Below are 16,029 nucleotides of genomic sequence, written 5' to 3' on the forward strand. Positions count from 1 at the left end.
GTTACAGGGAGCCGCGTTGCCGCAGATTCCCCGCACGGTCGAGCTCGACGACGGTGTCGATGCCGATCCGGTGCAGGAACGGATAGTCGTGGCTGACCACCAGGATCGCGCCGCGATACTCGGCCAGCGCCTCGACCAGTTGATCGACGCTGGCGATATCGAGGTTGTTGGTCGGCTCGTCGAGGATCAGCAGCTGAGCCGGTGGATCGGCCAGGAGCAGACGCGCCAGCGACACCCGGAAGCGTTCACCGCCCGACAGCGTCGAGACCGGGCGTTCGACACTGCTGCCGCGAAGCAGCAAGCGGGCCAGCTGATTACGGATCGTGGCCGGTGCGGTGCCGGTGGCCACCGCGTGCACATTGTCGAGCGCGCCGACCTGCTCGTCGAGATTGTCCAGACGTTGCGGCAGGTAGCCCACCCGGTCGGTGAGCAGGGTGCCGCGTTCCGGGTGGCGGCCGCTGAGCAGGTGCTCGACCAGCGTCGACTTGCCCGCGCCATTGGGGCCGATCAGGGCGACCCGTTCCGGGCCCTGGATGACGATGGTGCGGTCGCCGTCGCCGAGTTCCGCGATGCGGCGGCTGCGCGGCACGTCGGGGTCGGGCAGATCGAGATGGATGTGCTCGTCGCGGCGGACCCGCGCGGCTGCGGCGTCCAGGACATCCTGGGCGGCACGGACTTTGGCGTCGAGCGTGGTGCGCATGGCCCCGGCCGAGCCCTGCGCCCGGCTGGCCCGGTTGCCCGCGAGGATGCGTGGAATGCCGCCGTCCCGCTGCGTCGCACGCGCCGTGCGCTCGCGCCGGGCCAGTTTGGTCTCGGCCTCGATGCGCTGCCGCTTCTCGACCTTCAACGCCTGCTCGGCGGTTCGCGCCGCCTGCTGGGCCGCGGCCTGTTCCTGCTCGACGTGCTCCTGCCACGCACTGTAGGGACCGCCGTATACCTCCAGGGTCGCGCCGTGCAGTTCCGCCGTGGCGTCCATGCGCTCCAGCAGTTCCAGATCGTGGCTCACCACGACGAGCGTGCCCGGCCAGGAGTCCACGAATTCCGCCAGCTTGGCGCGGGTTTCGCGATCGAGATTGTTGGTGGGCTCGTCGAGCAGCGTGATCGGGGTGCGCCTGATCCGCAGCCCGGTGACGGCGATGAGAACGGCCTCGCCGCCGGAGATCTCGCCGACCCTGCGGTCGAGATCGGCTGCGCTGAAACCGATTTCGTGCAGCATTTCGTCGGCGCGGGCTTCGATGTCCCAGTCGTCGCCGATGGTCTCGAAGTGCTTCTCCTCGGTGTCGCCGGCTTCGATCGCCCGCAGGGCCGCGAGTGTGCCTGCGATACCGAGCAATTGCGCGATGGTGTCGTTCCGGGCGAGCGTGAGGTGCTGCGGGAGATACCCCACGTCGCCGCTGGTTTCCACGCGCCCCGAGGTCGGGGTCAGGAGGCCGGCGATCAGGCGCAGCAGCGTGGACTTCCCCGCGCCGTTACGCCCCACCAAACCGGTACGCCCGGTGGTGAACACACCATCGACCCCCGCGAGAGCGACGGTCCCGTCGGGCCATTCGAATGACAGATTCTGCAGCGTGATCGCTGCTTGCATGGATGAAGACATGTGTCGACAGACTCTTCCTGCTCATGGGATTACCGACGCCGCCGACACACACCAGAAATCAACGGCCCATTCCCGATTCGGAACGCCGTGCAGCAGGTGTGATCGCAACGCCGCCTTCGAGTAGGCGGCTAGAGTCTGTCGACCTCGATGAGCATCCGGCCACCCTACCAGGGCCCGCACAACCCAGGTCGACGGCGATCAAGCCGTCGTGACCGCAGCGCCCCGCTGACAGTCGTCGAGCTTCAGAATGAATCGCGGCAGGTGGGGATCGGTGGCGGGCAGGCCGTCCGGGTCGAGGTCCCACCACTGGCCGCCGTCGAACTCGGTCGGGTCGAGCGGATAGTCGCGGGTGCGGTCGCCGCGAATCACGTACCAGAGCGACACATCGATATGGCCCGCCGCCTGCCCCACTGTCGTTGTCCGGGTGAGGAACAGCGGATGCTCTCCGACCAGGTCGAAGACCGGGTCGATGCCGAGTTCCTCCCCCGCCTCGCGGCGGGCGGTATCCCGTGGATGCTCGCCGGCCTCGACGTGGCCGCCCATCGGCAGGTGCAGACCCGCCATCCGATGCCGGCCGAGGAAGATCCCGCGCTCGCGGGGATCGACCAGCACTACATAGGCGACAAGATGCGGTGACGGCGTGGCGGGCTTGACACGCCGGAAGATGTCGTCGGTCGACGCGAGCCACTCCAATGTGGTTGCGCGGTGCTGCCGTTCGAGTTCATCGAAGGGCGTGATCGCCGCGACGACATCCGCGACCAGGGCGGTAGCAGGCTGCATACCGGCGAACCTACCCCTGGGGTACGACACCGAGGAGACGGCCCTGGTCATCCGACTCGACGGAGAGATCGGCGGAGTCGTGGCGGTCCGGATCGACGACGGCCTCGTCACTGGACTCTACTTCGTGCGCAACCCCCAGAAGCTGTCGCGGATCGCACCGGAAACCACAGTCAGCCGCTGAATCCGGCGCACCGCACCAACAAACTCCGCGCGGTTGGGTGGCGATGTTTCACATCGGGTTCGGGCTGATCATCGACGGGGTTCGGAAGGTCTGCGCCAGAATGGTTTTGGCGGTTAACGATCGGGTTCGATGGGACGACATCAGGGCAGCGGATCCATTGTGGATCGTGGTCGGGGTGATCGGGTTCAAGATCAGGGGAGACCTATGCGCAGCACACATGTCAGCTGTCGGTCGATCGCGTTCGCGCTGGTGGGGCAGCGGGCGGGGGTGACCGTTGTCGGCGTCCTCACCTGTGCGGCAGTGGTTGCGGGCTGCACGACGACGTCGACGGTCACGCCCACCGGCCGGCCATCGGCGACAGCTACCGCCCTGGCGACGGCTGCTGTCCCGGGCTCGGTATCTGAAACAACCCCTGTGCCGACAACGTCATTGGTGGCCGAGCCCCCGGTCGTGCCGACTCGGGCACCGTCGAAGCAGCCGGAGTCGAGCCCCGAACCGCAGGCCGGGAAGACGTTTCCAGGCGAGGGCCTCACCGCTCAGCAAGCCCGTGACCTGCAGCAGGGCGTGGACAGCGGGCACCAGCCGTGGCGCCTGGATCGAGTCCAGGTCGCAAAGGCCTTCGTGCAGCAGCGATTCGGATGGGCCACTGTTCAGGCCGCCGCCGAGGGTCCGACCAGCGTCGTGGTCACCAATCAGGACGGCAGCAAACTCACGCTGCAGGTCGGTCAGCCGGTGACACAGGGCAGCCACGGCATCTGGGTCGTCGACAGCGGCGCCTGGGACTGACTCCAGCGGGAACGCACTCGGCGCCGGCGCGTTCACAAATCGGCGGGCCTATACGAATTTGCTGATTCCTGTTCGTACACAACATATTTCGGCCAGCGCACAGTGGGGCACCGCCGACGGTAACCTGTTTCGGGAGCGCGCAATCGGGAACCCGTTGGACAGGGCAGTGTACGAACCGGAAGGAGCGCGCCCCTATGCCACCACGCAATCTCCACCCCGAAACGGTCCGTGAGCCACCCGCGGGCGCCACGGTGCCGACTCTCCTGGACGGTGTGTCGTGGCCCGGCTTCGCCCTGCTGCTGGTCGGTGTCATCGCGCTGGCCATGACGCCCGGTAGCAGCTGGACCGATCTGTGGGCCGCCGCGGCCGCGATCGCACTGATCGCCGGCGTCGGCTGGATCACCGTCGAACATCGGCGGTACCTGGCTCGGCACGAGCCGCTGACGGCTGGAATGGGCACGATGGGCCGGACGCCCAACGTGACCGATCGAGCCCCGGACCGGTCTGCGTCGGCTCGGGGCTCGCTCGGGGGTAATCGCCCATGATGATCGCTCAGCATGTTTGACGGCTCTGGACAGTACCGGGCCGGAGTGCCGCCGATCCGGAGCTGTGGCCTGAGACACGCACACTGTCCAGTGGCTGTTGCCGCTGCCGCCCGGCGGAAGGCGGTCCCGGATGGTCGAGCAAGATAGGTGGCGATTTCCCCGAGGTACAAGGAGAAGTAAGTGCAACGCATCGGCGTGATCGGCGGCGGCACCATGGGTGCCGGCATCGCCGAGGTGGCCGCCCGCGCGGGCGGGTCGGTCCTGGTTCTCGAGCGCGACACCGCGGCGGCCGACGCCGCCGTCTCACGCATCGAGAAGTCCCTGGCCCGCGCGGTCAAGTCCGGCCGCCTCGAGCAGGCCGCGGCCGACGAGGCCCGCGCCCGCATCACCCTCACCACTTCGATCGACGACTTCGCCGACCGCGAGCTGGTCATCGAGGCGGCCCCCGAGATCGAGACGCTGAAGACCGAGTTCTTCGCCAAGCTGGACGCCATCGTCTCCCCCGAGACCATCCTGGCCACCAACACCTCGTCCATCCCGGTCATCCGGCTGGCCAATGCCACCGCCAACCCGGGCCGCGTCGTGGGTGTGCACTTCTTCAACCCGGTCCCGGTGCTGCCGCTGGTCGAGATCGTGGTGACCCTCAAGACCGACCGCGAGGTCGTCGACAAGGTCACCGCCTACGCCCGCGACATCCTCGGCAAGCGCACCATCGAGTCCAAGGATCAGGCCGGCTTCATCGTCAACGCCCTGCTGATCCCGTACCTCTGCAGCGCGATCCGCATGTTCGAGACCGGCTTCGCCAGCGCCGAGGACATCGACGAGGGCATGGTCAGCGGCTGCGCCCACCCCATGGGCCCGCTCCGCCTCACCGACACCGTGGGCCTCGACGTCACCCTCGCGGTCGCCGAATCCCTCTACGCCGAATTCGGCGAGCCGCAGTACGCGCCCCCGGTGCTGCTGCGCCGCATGGTCGACGCGGGCTACCTCGGCCGCAAGACCGGCCGCGGCTTCTACACCTACTGACGCCGTCGGGGCCGCCGCCGGGCAACCGGCGGCGGCGAGCACCTAGCGTGGTCGGCATGACCGGCAACGAGCTCGGCGATTTTCTGCGCGCCCGCCGCGCGGCCCTGCGTCCCGAGGACATCGGGTTGATCTCGCACGGCCGCCGCCGGGTGGCGGGACTGCGCCGCGAGGAGGTCGCCGAGCTCGCCGGAATGAACAGCGACTACTACACCCGCCTCGAACAGGGGCGGGAGCGCCACCCGTCGGCGCAGATGCTGGAGGCGCTGAGCGGTGCGCTGCGACTGAACGAGGCTGTGCGCGAACACCTCTACCGCCTCGCGGGGGTGGCCCCGCCCGCGCGACATCCGAGCCCCGACGAGACGGTCAGCCCCACGCTGCGCCGCATCGTCGACGGCTATCCGGCCGCGCCGGCCCTGGTGCTGAACCCGGCCATGGACATCCTCGCCGCCAATGCCATCGCCCGCGCGTTCTTCTCCGGATTCCCGTGCGTCGACAATCTGGCCCGCATGACGTTCCTCGAACCGGCCGCTCGCCGGTTCTGCGTCGACTGGACGTGGACCTGCCAGGCCATGGTCGCGGGCTTCCGGCAGGCGGGGGCGTTGTATCCGGACGATCCACGCCTGCGTCACGTGGTCGCCGAACTCACCACGGCCAGTACCGAATTCGCCGAACTGTGGCATTCCTACACGCTGTGCACCGCGACGACCGAGCCCCGCGAGTTCTGCCATCCCGACGCCGGTCAGCTGTTCCTGACCTACGAGTCCTTCGATGTGCGCGGCGACGCGGGCCAGCGGCTGATGGTCTATCAGGCCGAGCCCGGCAGCCCGACCGCCGCGCGCCTGGCGCGCCTCGGCGCTGCGCGAGCCTGGGTATAACGCACCCAGGCAACCGATCGGTTCTGGTACCTACCATCACCGACCGTGAAGCCATTCCCCCACACGCACACTCGGCCGTACCGGATCGCCGCGGCGGGCGCGACCCTGCTCGCGGTGGCGGCCGCCGGTCTGGCCGCGCCGGGAACCGCGCGGTCCCAACCGGTTTCATGCCCTGCCGTCACCGTATCGACCGTCGCCACCGCGGTGATCCCGTTCGTCGACTGGGCCGAGAACCTCGGATTCGACGCGCAGGGCAACCTGTGGATCGCGCGGCTGTACCGGAATGAAGTGCAGCGGTACGACAGTGCCGGCCGGGTCACCGCGACCGTCCCGGTCAGCTCGCCCGGCGCGATCCGCCTCGGCCCCGATCAACTGCTGTATGTCGTCTACGGCGACAACTCGGTGAACCTGCTGCCCGGCCGTCACGACAGCGGTGTGGTCCGTTTCGACCCGACTGCCACCACACCGGTTCCCGAGACCTTCGTCGGCGGCCTGAGCATGGCCAATGGTGCGGCCTTCGACGCCGAGGGCAGCCTGTACGTCGCCGATACCGGGTCCGGGGTGGTCCGGGTCCGGCGCGATGGCACCGTCGACACCGAGTGGTCGGCACAGGCCAAGATATTCGGCGTCAACGGCATTGCCGTCCACGGTGATTGGATCTACACGACGGTCTATCTCACCCCGCAGGGCAGGCTCGTCCGGATCCCGATCGCCGACCCGTCCCGCCAGAGCACCACTACGGACACCCCACTCGCCGACGACCTGGCGGTGGGCCCCGGCGGATTCCTCTACACCGCCACGACGTCCGGCACCCTGCTCCGCGTCGACCCCGGCACCCACACCAGCTGCACGCTCTTGACCAGGGACCCGCTGGCCGCGGTGGCGACGGTCCCCGGCTCAGACCGGGATCTCATGGTTGCCACCGGCCGCGGTGACGTGCTTCGCGTACGCCTCGACGACTGAGTCGGGTGACTCCTGGCGGAAGGAGCCGGCTCCGCAGGCGGTCTGTGCGTGCGCGTGGAAGGTTCAGGGCCGCCGAGCGGGTCCGTCCGGTGGTGGAAGATCGGGGTCGCCGCCGCTGTCCGGTGCGGATCCCTCACCCGCGGCGGGCCCGATTCTGCGGGGGCGAGCCACCGGCCGAATACCGGTGGCCGGGGCATCGTCACCGGCTCGCTTGCGCCGCACGGCGCCGAGGTCGATGACACTCCCCTCCTGTTCGCCGCTACCCGAATCGGTGACCGGAGCGGGGTACGGCCCCGGGCCGGGGTCGACCGGCCACCACCCGGTCTCGCGCTGCAGCTCGGATCGCAGCACCGGCCGGGTCGGTGCCGGATCGTAGACCGAGCCGCCTTCCGGACGCCACGGCTGGTGCGGACGCTCGACGGCTTCTTCGTTCTTGCGCCGCGGGCGACGCGGCAGCCTGGTGATCTTCGACGAGGCATCCCCGGCGTCGGCGTTGCCGCGCTCGGCAGCCTTCAATGCCTCGAGCTGCCTGCGTAGCCGTTCCACGGCATCGAACCTGTTCCCGCCGGGTCCGGGCAGGGATCCGCGTCCTGGTACTTCCCGATCCGACATCGACCTAGCCGCCGACGGGCGCCGCGGCACCCGCTCCCGCCACGACCGCCCGAATGCCGAGCCGATCTCCGAACTTCTTCTTCATTGCGTCGCCCACGCACCCATTCTCCCTCAGTCCCGCCGCAGCCGTTTCGCCCACTCGGTTCCGGCGATCACGAGCCCACTTTCCGTACGAATCTGCCCAGTGGGTAGTTCGCACCTGGGCCTGACGATCGAGGGTTGACCGTCAGGCCCAATCTCTAACCTGCGAGCTCCCTTCGGCCCTCGGCGGTGTGCACACGTGCGCGGAGGAAGCGAACGTAGCCGCTGTGGACGCTCCTCGGCGGCGTGCCCGGAACCAAGGCTGTCTCCGCGAGGTCGAGGGAGTCTTCCAGCAGGGCGTCGTGCAGCCATCGCCACACGAGTGGCCACGCGAGCCGATCCATTCCGCGCGTCCGCATCACCAACTCGTGTGTCAGGCGGGTGTGCGTGGCATCCACCTCGTCCACGACGAATCCGTGCGTGCCGTCGAAGCCGAGCGGGCGACGGAAGCGGAACAGCACCTCACGTCCCGGAACGTACTTCACGCAGGTGTACCGGATCGGACCATGGCCGCCCGATGCGTCGACTCCCAGTGGCCGATCGAATCGCATCGCGGGCCATCGGTCGACCGGCCACAGCCGGTCGTCGTCGGTCGCCAGCGTGTCGAGTAGCCGACCAACTGCCTGGGCATCGGCCGCGATCACCCGGCTGTGGACGTTGCGAATCATGATTCCTCCATTTAGCGATTACTCTCCAATTCCCAATTAGAGGCTACTCTCTAGAACATGTCGAGGAAACCTGCGCACACCGCGGACTCACTACTGGACGCCGCGGCGAAGATCGCTGCGACAGCCGGCGCCGGCGCGGTCACGATGAGTGCGGTAGCTGCGGCCGCGGGTGCGCCGAGCGGCTCGGTCTACTACCGATTCCCCGACCGGGCGGCACTGCTGGCCGGTCTGTGGTTGCGCACGCTCGATCGATTCCAGCGCGGGTTCCTGGTGGCGCTGGAGGTCGATCCGCCGCAGGAGGCCGCCGTCCAGGCCGCGCATCACGTCATCGACTGGTCGCTCCGCCACCCGACGGACGCGGCGGTCCTGCTCGCCGGACCGGAGTCGTTCGGATCCGCACAGTGGAGTGCCGAAGCCCGCGAGGCGGCCGCGGCCCGGCAGGCCCGGCTGAACGAGGCCGTGCGGATTCTGGGCGATCGCCTGCACTACCGCAGCCGGGCCGACCGCGAACGGCTGGCACTGCTGATCATCGAATTGCCGTACGCGGCCGTGCGGCGCAGCGCACGCAAGCCTGATGCCGATCCGGCCGGGACCGCCGCGGCTGTCGACCGGATCGTCCGTGACGCGCTGAATGCCGAGTCGCCCGTGGTCGAGGGCTGACACATCGGTCGACGCACGGCGATCAGGCGAAGGTCGTGTGCATCTCCCAGATCAGCAGTTCGCTCGGTTCGACAGCGGTGACCCGATGGCCGCCGGTGGCGGTCAATCGCACGGCGTCGCCCTGGGTCAGCACCCCGGAGCCCTCGAATTCGACACTCCCCCGCGCCACGAAGACGTGGCCGTAGGGCGCGTCCGGAATCTGCACCGTATGGCCCGGCTCCAGGCGCGCCGCGTGGAAGGCCGCATACCTGTTTCCGATGACGATCGCCGCCCGATCGCGGTCGCGTGGGATGCCCGATGCGACGGTGATCAGCGAGTTCCCTGCCAACTCCGCGGTGATGTCCCGCTCCTGGTATCCGGGAGCGGCTCCGGGCTCGTGGGGCGGCACCCACATCTGCACGACGTGCAGGCGCTGCCGCTCCAGCAGGCCGGCGCCATTGCGCTCCGAATGCAGAATCCCGGTGCCCGCGCTCATCCGCTGCGCCATACCGGGATGAATCAGACCCGAGTGACCCGCCGAATCCTGGTGGACCACCGTCCCTTCCAGCACCCAGGTCACGATCTCCATGTCACGGTGCTGATGGGTGTCGAACCCCTCGCCGGGGTCGACGATGTCCTCGTTGTGGATCATCAGCAGCCCGTGGGCATTCGCCGCCAGATCGAAATTGCCGGTGGCCGGGAACGACTGCCGGGAATCGAGCCACTCGTTCCGCCAGCGCCCGCGATCCGCGCCCGGCACAACCCGAACACCCGCTTCGCTCACCACTCACCTCCGCAACCGATCCCTCCCGCCTGTGTAACCCTGCAGGCGAGCCGGCATTCCCGACCGTGACGCCGAAGCGGGCTCCGCGGATCGAGCGCCGAACGAGTCACCGTGGCAGCGGCAGCAATTCGACCAGGGTGCCGCGGCCGGTTCCCGGCGGGAGGAGTGCCAGGGCGTGGGCGTTCAGGAGGTTGGCCAGGTGTGGGGTGCCGACGGCGCCGATGGCCCGCCACACTCCGCCTTCGACCTGCCGGACGGGCACGACGCGGGTGCGGTCGTGGTCCGGGGTCGCCGCGTCGGCAATGCGACCCCAGGACACCGCCGAATCCTGGCGGCCGGTGAGGATGTGTGCCAAGGCCCGCCCGGTCACCAGTGTCGCGGCGACGGCGGCCAGGGGGTTGCCCGGCAGGGCGAGCAGGATGCGACCGCCGGGCAGGCGCGCAACCAGGTGAGAACCGCCCGGGCGCATGCGAACACCATCGATCAGGATGTGGGCGCCGATTTCGTCGAGGACATCACGCAACCGGTCGGCGGCGCCGCGCCCGGTGGCTCCGACGGTGATGGCCAGTTCCGCGTCGGTGTCACGGTCGAACCAGGACCGCAACAGTGCACGGTCGTCCGGGAGCCGGGTCAGGTTTCGGACACCGATGTCGCAGTGGCTCAGATAGTGCGGCAACGCGGTGCCGAGTGCGTCGCGGACCTGGCCGGGCCGCAGGGCTCCGGTGGCGCGGATCTCGTCGCCGGTGAGGAGCAGGTCGGCGCGCAACGGGCCCCGGACCATGGCGATAGGTGTCTCGGCGCTCTGCGCGACGGAGATGACGGCGGCGTTCACCCGGACACCGGCCCCTGTCAATTCTTCTCCGCCGGACCAGGATTCGCCCCGGCGGCGAATGTCGTTGCGGCGCGGTACGCCGGGGGCGAGCACGATCGCCGCCTGCCCGCTCGACGTGCACATGTTCCGAGCGCACGACCGCCGTGGTCCCGGCCGGGGTCAGGGCGCCGGTCGCGATCCGCACCGCCTCGCCCTCGGCGAGCGAGATACCCGATTGCCTTCCCGCGGTGCACGATCCGATGAGCAGCCGCCAGCGCGGCCCGTGGCCACCGACCGCGAACCCGTCCATGGCCGCGGTGTCCGCGGCCGGAAGCGCCGCCATGGCGGTCAGCGGCTCGGCCAAGGTCGCGCCGAGCGCTTCGGACAGCGCCGCGTAGCGCGCGGGGATGGCCGGCAAGGCCGGGCGCAGTACCGCGTCGATCTCCGCCACCGTCACCTCCGGTCCGGTTGCCGGCCTGGCGGATCGGGCCTGTACCGCGCTCACGCATCACGTCCTTTGCGATGATTCGACTGATATCCATAAATCCTCGGATACGGAGATTTCGCCGGACTTTCTCCGTAGTTGCCGCAGTATTTCCGGCATCTCACCCGCATCTGCGGTTCGTTGTGCGGGCCTTCCGAACGCACAGGCAGCCCGACCCCATGGAGAGGTGAACGTAACCGGGCACGTGACCATCCGGTAACAGGCCGTTCCTAGCGTGGCGGTGAAGACCCACGAACACGGAGACGCGAGCGGGGAGGAATGTTCAGTGGCGGCAACCGATTCCGGAGCGGACGCGGGCCCAGCGCGGACGGTGTGCTCGTACTGCGGGGTGGGATGCGGGATCACCGTGGAACTCGACGCCGGTCCCGCCGGACCCCGGATCCGCAAGGCGACCGGCGACAAGGCGCATCCCGCCAATGGTGGCCGGTTGTGCACCAAGGGCGGCAGCCACGCCGACATGATGGCGGCCGACGGCCGTTTGACCACCGCGCTGGTTCGCGCCGAGCGCGGGGCGGCACCACAACCGGCTGCCCTCGACGCCGCGATCACCGACGCCGCTCGACGCCTGCGCGCGCTCATCGACGAACACGGTCCCGATGCGGTCGCCCTGTACGTCTCCGGCCAGATGACGCTGGAAGCCCAGTATCTGGCGAACAAGCTGGCCAAGGGATTCATCGGCACCAATCAGATCGAGTCGAATTCGCGGCTGTGCATGGCCAGCGCGGGCAGCGGCTACAAGCTCTCCCTCGGTGCGGACGGACCGCCCGGCTCCTACGACGACTTCGACCACGCCGACGTCTTCTTGGTGATCGGCGCGAACATGGCCGACTGCCATCCAATCCTGTTCCTGCGCATGATGGATCGGGTCAAGGCCGGGGCGAAGCTGATCGTGGTGGACCCGCGCCGCAATGCCACCGCCGACAAGGCCGATCTGTTTCTGCAGATCAAACCGGGCACCGATCTCGCGCTGCTGAACGGCCTGCTGCACCTCTTGATCGAAAATGGCCACACCGCAACGGATTTCATCGCCGAGTTCACCGAGGGCTGGGAGGCGATGCCCGAGTTCGCGCGGGACTACCCGCCCGAGGCCGTCGCCGAGATCACCGGGCTCGCGGCCGCCGACATCCGCCGGGCGGCCGAGCTGATCGGCACCGCGGGCGAGTGGATGAGCTGCTGGACAATGGGTCTCAACCAGTCCACCCACGGGACGTGGAACACCAACGCCCTGATCAACCTGCACCTGGCGACCGGGGCCATCTGCCGCACCGGCAGCGGACCGTTCTCGCTGACCGGCCAGCCGAACGCCATGGGCGGCCGGGAAATGGGCTACATGGGACCGGGACTGCCCGGTCAGCGGTCGGTCCTGGTCGATGCCGATCGGGAGTTCATCGAACGGCTGTGGCAGGTGCCGCCGGGGACCCTGCGCACCGACGTCGGCACCGGAACCATCGACATGTTCGCGAAGATGGCGGCCGGACAGATCAAGGCCTGCTGGATCATCTGCACCAATCCCGTTGCCACCGTGGCGAATCGCAAGACCGTGCTGGCGGGGCTGGAGGCCGCCGAGCTGGTGATCACGCAGGACGTGTTCGCCGACACCGAGACCAATGCTTACGCCGATATCACGCTGCCGGCCACCCTGTGGGTCGAAGCCGAAGGTGTGATGATCAATTCCGAGCGCAATCTCACGCTCGTCCGCAAGTCGATTCCGGCGCCCGGCGAGGCCATCCCCGATTGGCAGCTGATCGCCCGAATCGCCTGCGCCATGGGCTATTCCGACGCCTTCACCTACACCGATGCCGAGCAGATCTTCGAGGAGATCAAAGGCGCGTGGAATCCGAAGACCGGCTACGACCTGCGTGGAGCCACCTACGATCGGCTCCGGGAAGGACCGCTGCAGTGGCCGATCGCACCGGAAGGCCCCGCCCGCAACCCGATCCGTTACCGCGACGACGCCGCCACACCGCGACTGCGGTTCCCCACCGCGTCCGGTCGTGCGGTGTTCTTCCCGCGCCCGCATCTGCCCGCCGCCGAACTGCCCGATGACGACTACCCGTTCGTCCTCAATACCGGACGGGTCCAGCATCAGTGGCACACCCTGACCAAGACCGGCAGGGTGGCCAAGCTCAACAAGCTCAATCCCGGACCGTTCGTCGAGGTCCATCCCGACGACGCATCGAAACTCGGTGTCGCCGATGGGGATTGGGTCGAGGTGGCGTCCCGGCGCGGCCGCGCCGTGCTGCCCGCGGTGGTCACCGATCGGGTGCGGCCGGGCACCACGTTCGCACCGTTCCACTGGAACGACCTGTTCGGCGAGTATCTCGCGGTCAATGCGGTCACCAACGACGCCGTCGACCCGATCTCGCATCAGCCCGAATTCAAGGTGTGCGCTGTCACTCTCGCGAAAGTCTCCGCACCGGTCCGGCCCGAGTCGGAACCCGCCTCGAGCACCGAAGCACTGGCCGCGGCCAGCGTTGCGGCCTCCCCTGGGCCGGTAGCACCGACAGCGGACGGTCGCGCGGCAGCGGCCGCCGCTGTTCTGGGCATCACGGACCTCGCGGCCCCTGCCCTCACCGAAGTCGAATCAGCTTATATGGCAGGATTTCTCGCCGGTGTACAGCGCACCGGCGAAGACGGCTTGCTGCCCGCCGTTCCCGCGTCGAATCCGTTGCGAGACACCACCGCGGCGTGGGTCGACGGTCTGTTGGCGGGGATGTTCACGCCACACCAGCGAACCCACATCGACTCCGCCGCACTGCCATCCGCGCAGACGTCGACGCTCACGGCCGTCGAGCCCTCGGCACCGGCACGCCCGCTGGTGATCCTGTGGGCATCGCAGACCGGCAATGCCGAGGAGTTCGCCACCGAAACCCTCGCCACGGCGCTCACCACGCCGGGCCGGGCGCCCGTTGTGCACGCCATGGACGCCGTGTCCGCCGCCGACCTGCCGCGCGCCGCCGATCTGATCGTCGTGAGCAGCACGTTCGGCGACGGCGACGCTCCCGACAATGGGGCAGGATTCTGGGACGCCCTCACCGCCCTGCCCGAATCAGCGCTCACCGACACCCGATTCGCGGTCCTGGCCTTCGGCGACTCGAACTACGACGCCTTCTGCGGGCACGGCAAGCGTCTCGATCAGCGCCTCGGCGAACTCGGCGCCGCACGCCTGGTCTCGCGAGCGGACTGCGAGCCCGACTACCACGACACCGCCACCGCCTGGCTCGACGAGCTACGGACCGCACTCACCGAAACGTCCACGGCGGCCATCGAATCCGTCACTCCGACAGCGGAACCCGCACCGGTGGCGCTCGCCACCGCCTCGGCAGCGTCAGTGCAGGCTGTCACTGTGCCGGCGCCGACTGCCGCGCGAGTCGAGACGGACCAGCCCCGGGGACGACTGGTGGGCAACCGGTTGCTCAGCCTGCCCGGCGCGCAGAAAGAGGTGCGGCAGTTCAGTTTCGATCTCACCGGTACCGGGCTGCAGTACGAGGTCGGGGACGCGCTCGGTGTGCGACCGGCCAACGATCTGGGACTGGTGTGGGAGTTCCTGGCCACCACCGGGCTCGACCCCGCCGCCGTCGTCGAAGTCCCCAAGGTCGGGCCACTTCCGTTGTCGGTCGCGCTCGAAGACCATCTCGACCTGACCAAGGTGACGCCGGAGCTGCTGCGCTACCTGGCCGAACGCAGCGCCACCCCGTACCTGAGAACCCTGCTGCGCCAGGACAACAAGGGCGAACTCGCGAAATGGCTCTGGGGCCGCCAACCGGTCGACATCGCCGCCGAGCATCCCCGGCTGGCCGACCCGCAAGGCTGGGCGGACATGCTCAAACGTATTCAACCGCGCCTGTATTCGATCTCCTCGAGCCCGCTGGCCGACCCCGGCATCGTGCGCACCACCGTCTCGGTCGTCCGGTATCCGGGCCCGACCGGACGCCCCCGCGGCGGTCTCTGCTCCACCTACCTCGCCGACGCGGACACCGACCAACCGCTGGCCCTGCACATCCAGCGCTCACCACACTTCCGGCCGCCCGACGATCCGGCCACCGCCGCGATCATGATCGGCCCCGGCACCGGCGTCGCACCCTTCGTCGGGTTCCTCGAACACCGGCGAGCGCGGGGCGACCAAGCGCCCAACTGGCTGTTCTTCGGCGAACAACACCGCGCCACCAACTTCTACTACCGTGAGGAGCTCGAACAACTCCAGGGCGGTGTCCTCACCCGGCTCGACCTCGCCTTCTCCCGTGATCAGCGCACCAAGATCTACGTTCAGGACCGTATGCGCGAGCACGGTGCCCAGCTCTGGAGCTGGCTGGATTCCGGCGCCCACTTCTATGTCTGCGGCGACGCCGCGCGCATGGCCAAGGACGTCGACACCGCGCTGCGGGAGATCGTCGCTCATCACGGCGACATGGATGCCGCCGATGCCGATGCCTACGTCAAGAAACTCGCCGCGGACAAGCGCTACGTCCGCGACGTCTACTGAACTCGCCGACCTGGTCCGAAGCAGTCGCCCCGACATCCGAGAATCGCACTTGCGGTGCATCAGGGTCGGTAGAACCTCATCCGCGGAAGAATCGGCTCTCCGGCACCGTACATTCGCCTACGCTTGGTGAATGAACGTGCCGGACCTACCAGCGGAACTGGTCGATCTGATCGGCCAGTACGAGTTCGCCTTCCTGGTCAGCATCGGCGACCTCGGACCGCACACCACGCCGCAGCACCCCACCCTCACCGGCGGCAGCTTCACCATCACGGCACCCGGACCCGTGACCTGCCGCAATATCACCGCCAACCCGGCAGTCACCCTGCTGTGGCCACCAGCCACCGCCGACGGTCACGCGCTCATCATCGACGGCCACGCCACCCTGCGGGACTACACCCTCGAGATCGCGCCGACCCTGGCCGTACTCCACCACACGGCCACCTCGACCGCGACATCCCGGCGATGCGCGGACTGCCGGCGCTTCAACCTCGCCCCACCCGCCCAACTCAGCCGCCTCGGCCAACTCCCCCGCACCGGAAGCTGACCGCCGAACCTCCACCCCCAACTCCGAAAATCGTTTTACCGCTTCGGATCCCGTTGCTACCGTGTTTTCAACACCTCCACCCGACGACACCGGAAAGGCGGCCCCATGACCGAGCTGATTCAGCCCGCAACCACGTTCAACCTCGCCCG

Annotated in this window: 14 protein-coding genes and 2 pseudogenes; 9 read left to right on the forward strand and 7 right to left on the reverse strand. The window is 68.7% G+C overall.

Annotation, left to right across the window (positions count from 1 at the left end; all coding sequences use genetic code 11):
* Position 1: 1 nt before the first annotated feature.
* Both ACWEKS_RS14035 and ACWEKS_RS14040 read right to left on the reverse strand, forming a co-directional pair.
* On the reverse strand, positions 2–1,597 hold the full coding sequence (locus ACWEKS_RS14035) for an ABC-F family ATP-binding cassette domain-containing protein (protein WP_452340423.1): 1,596 nt from the start codon (positions 1,595–1,597) through the stop codon (positions 2–4).
* Positions 1,598–1,795: 198 nt separating this feature from the next.
* A complete protein-coding gene (locus ACWEKS_RS14040) occupies positions 1,796–2,377 on the reverse strand; it encodes an NUDIX domain-containing protein (protein ID WP_452340424.1) in 582 nt (193 codons plus the stop codon).
* A 40-nt stretch (positions 2,378–2,417) separates the two neighbouring features.
* Between ACWEKS_RS14040 and ACWEKS_RS14045 the strand changes: the two are divergent.
* The 6 genes and pseudogenes from ACWEKS_RS14045 to ACWEKS_RS14070 form a co-directional block, all read left to right on the forward strand.
* Positions 2,418–2,558: pseudogene (locus ACWEKS_RS14045) on the forward strand (RNA polymerase subunit sigma-24); the annotation flags it as partial.
* A 450-nt stretch (positions 2,559–3,008) separates the two neighbouring features.
* Positions 3,009–3,344: a hypothetical protein gene (locus ACWEKS_RS14050; protein ID WP_452340425.1), complete on the forward strand. Its 336-nt coding sequence runs from the start codon at positions 3,009–3,011 to the stop codon at positions 3,342–3,344.
* Between the two features lie 194 nt (positions 3,345–3,538).
* A complete protein-coding gene (locus ACWEKS_RS14055; RefSeq protein WP_452340426.1) occupies positions 3,539–3,889 on the forward strand; it encodes a hypothetical protein in 351 nt (116 codons plus the stop codon).
* A gap of 180 nt (positions 3,890–4,069) precedes the next feature.
* Complete coding sequence (locus ACWEKS_RS14060) at positions 4,070–4,915, forward strand: 3-hydroxybutyryl-CoA dehydrogenase (protein WP_354839518.1); 846 nt, start codon at positions 4,070–4,072, stop codon at positions 4,913–4,915.
* A 56-nt stretch (positions 4,916–4,971) separates the two neighbouring features.
* Positions 4,972–5,790, forward strand: coding sequence for a helix-turn-helix transcriptional regulator (locus ACWEKS_RS14065; RefSeq protein WP_452340427.1), 819 nt, complete (start codon positions 4,972–4,974; stop codon positions 5,788–5,790).
* A 45-nt stretch (positions 5,791–5,835) separates the two neighbouring features.
* Positions 5,836–6,753 carry an SMP-30/gluconolactonase/LRE family protein gene (locus ACWEKS_RS14070; protein WP_452340428.1) on the forward strand — a complete coding sequence of 306 codons (918 nt, stop codon included), beginning with the start codon at positions 5,836–5,838 and terminating at the stop codon, positions 6,751–6,753.
* A 63-nt stretch (positions 6,754–6,816) separates the two neighbouring features.
* On the opposite strand, the gene ACWEKS_RS14075 is transcribed toward ACWEKS_RS14070, so the two are convergent.
* On the reverse strand, positions 6,817–7,299 hold the full coding sequence (locus tag ACWEKS_RS14075) for a hypothetical protein (protein WP_452340429.1): 483 nt from the start codon (positions 7,297–7,299) through the stop codon (positions 6,817–6,819).
* A gap of 305 nt (positions 7,300–7,604) precedes the next feature.
* Positions 7,605–8,114: an SRPBCC family protein gene (locus tag ACWEKS_RS14080; RefSeq protein ID WP_452340430.1), complete on the reverse strand. Its 510-nt coding sequence runs from the start codon at positions 8,112–8,114 to the stop codon at positions 7,605–7,607.
* A gap of 57 nt (positions 8,115–8,171) precedes the next feature.
* On the opposite strand from ACWEKS_RS14080, the gene ACWEKS_RS14085 reads away from it, so the two are divergent.
* A complete protein-coding gene (locus ACWEKS_RS14085) occupies positions 8,172–8,774 on the forward strand; it encodes a TetR/AcrR family transcriptional regulator (protein ID WP_452340431.1) in 603 nt (200 codons plus the stop codon).
* A gap of 22 nt (positions 8,775–8,796) precedes the next feature.
* Here ACWEKS_RS14085 and ACWEKS_RS14090 read toward each other — a convergent pair whose 3' ends face one another.
* The 3 genes and pseudogenes from ACWEKS_RS14090 to ACWEKS_RS14100 all read right to left on the reverse strand — a co-directional run.
* Positions 8,797–9,540 (reverse strand): pirin family protein, encoded by a 744-nt coding sequence (locus ACWEKS_RS14090; RefSeq protein WP_452340432.1) that lies wholly within the window; start codon positions 9,538–9,540, stop codon positions 8,797–8,799.
* Between the two features lie 103 nt (positions 9,541–9,643).
* The gene (locus tag ACWEKS_RS14095) at positions 9,644–10,492 is read right to left on the reverse strand and encodes a molybdopterin-binding protein (protein WP_452340433.1); all 849 of its coding nucleotides are present in this window, start codon (positions 10,490–10,492) and stop codon (positions 9,644–9,646) included.
* Between the two features lie 25 nt (positions 10,493–10,517).
* A pseudogene (locus ACWEKS_RS14100) lies at positions 10,518–10,853 on the reverse strand (molybdopterin-binding protein); the annotation flags it as partial.
* A 265-nt stretch (positions 10,854–11,118) separates the two neighbouring features.
* Here ACWEKS_RS14100 and ACWEKS_RS14105 point away from each other — a divergent pair.
* A complete protein-coding gene (locus tag ACWEKS_RS14105) occupies positions 11,119–15,336 on the forward strand; it encodes a molybdopterin-dependent oxidoreductase (protein WP_452340434.1) in 4,218 nt (1,405 codons plus the stop codon).
* Positions 15,337–15,466: 130 nt separating this feature from the next.
* Entirely contained in the window at positions 15,467–15,880 is a 414-nt protein-coding gene (locus ACWEKS_RS14110; RefSeq protein WP_452340435.1) for a pyridoxamine 5'-phosphate oxidase family protein, read from the forward strand.
* Positions 15,881–16,029 lie beyond the last annotated feature (149 nt).

The sequence above is a fragment of the Nocardia sp. NPDC004711 genome (assembly GCF_053601595.1).

Excerpts from the sequence above, each read along its gene's own strand:
- ACWEKS_RS14085 (WP_452340431.1), top strand. The coding sequence starts at position 8,172 with ATGTCGAGGAAACCTGCGCACACCGCGGACTCACTACTGGACGCCGCG.
- ACWEKS_RS14065 (WP_452340427.1), top strand. The coding sequence starts at position 4,972 with ATGACCGGCAACGAGCTCGGCGATTTTCTGCGCGCCCGCCGCGCGGCC.
- ACWEKS_RS14110 (WP_452340435.1), top strand. The coding sequence starts at position 15,467 with ATGAACGTGCCGGACCTACCAGCGGAACTGGTCGATCTGATCGGCCAG.
- ACWEKS_RS14035 (WP_452340423.1), bottom strand. The coding sequence starts at position 1,597 with ATGTCTTCATCCATGCAAGCAGCGATCACGCTGCAGAATCTGTCATTC.
- ACWEKS_RS14080 (WP_452340430.1), bottom strand. The coding sequence starts at position 8,114 with ATGATTCGCAACGTCCACAGCCGGGTGATCGCGGCCGATGCCCAGGCA.
- ACWEKS_RS14095 (WP_452340433.1), bottom strand. The coding sequence starts at position 10,492 with ATGTGCACGTCGAGCGGGCAGGCGGCGATCGTGCTCGCCCCCGGCGTA.
- ACWEKS_RS14055 (WP_452340426.1), top strand. The coding sequence starts at position 3,539 with ATGCCACCACGCAATCTCCACCCCGAAACGGTCCGTGAGCCACCCGCG.
- ACWEKS_RS14040 (WP_452340424.1), bottom strand. The coding sequence starts at position 2,377 with ATGCAGCCTGCTACCGCCCTGGTCGCGGATGTCGTCGCGGCGATCACG.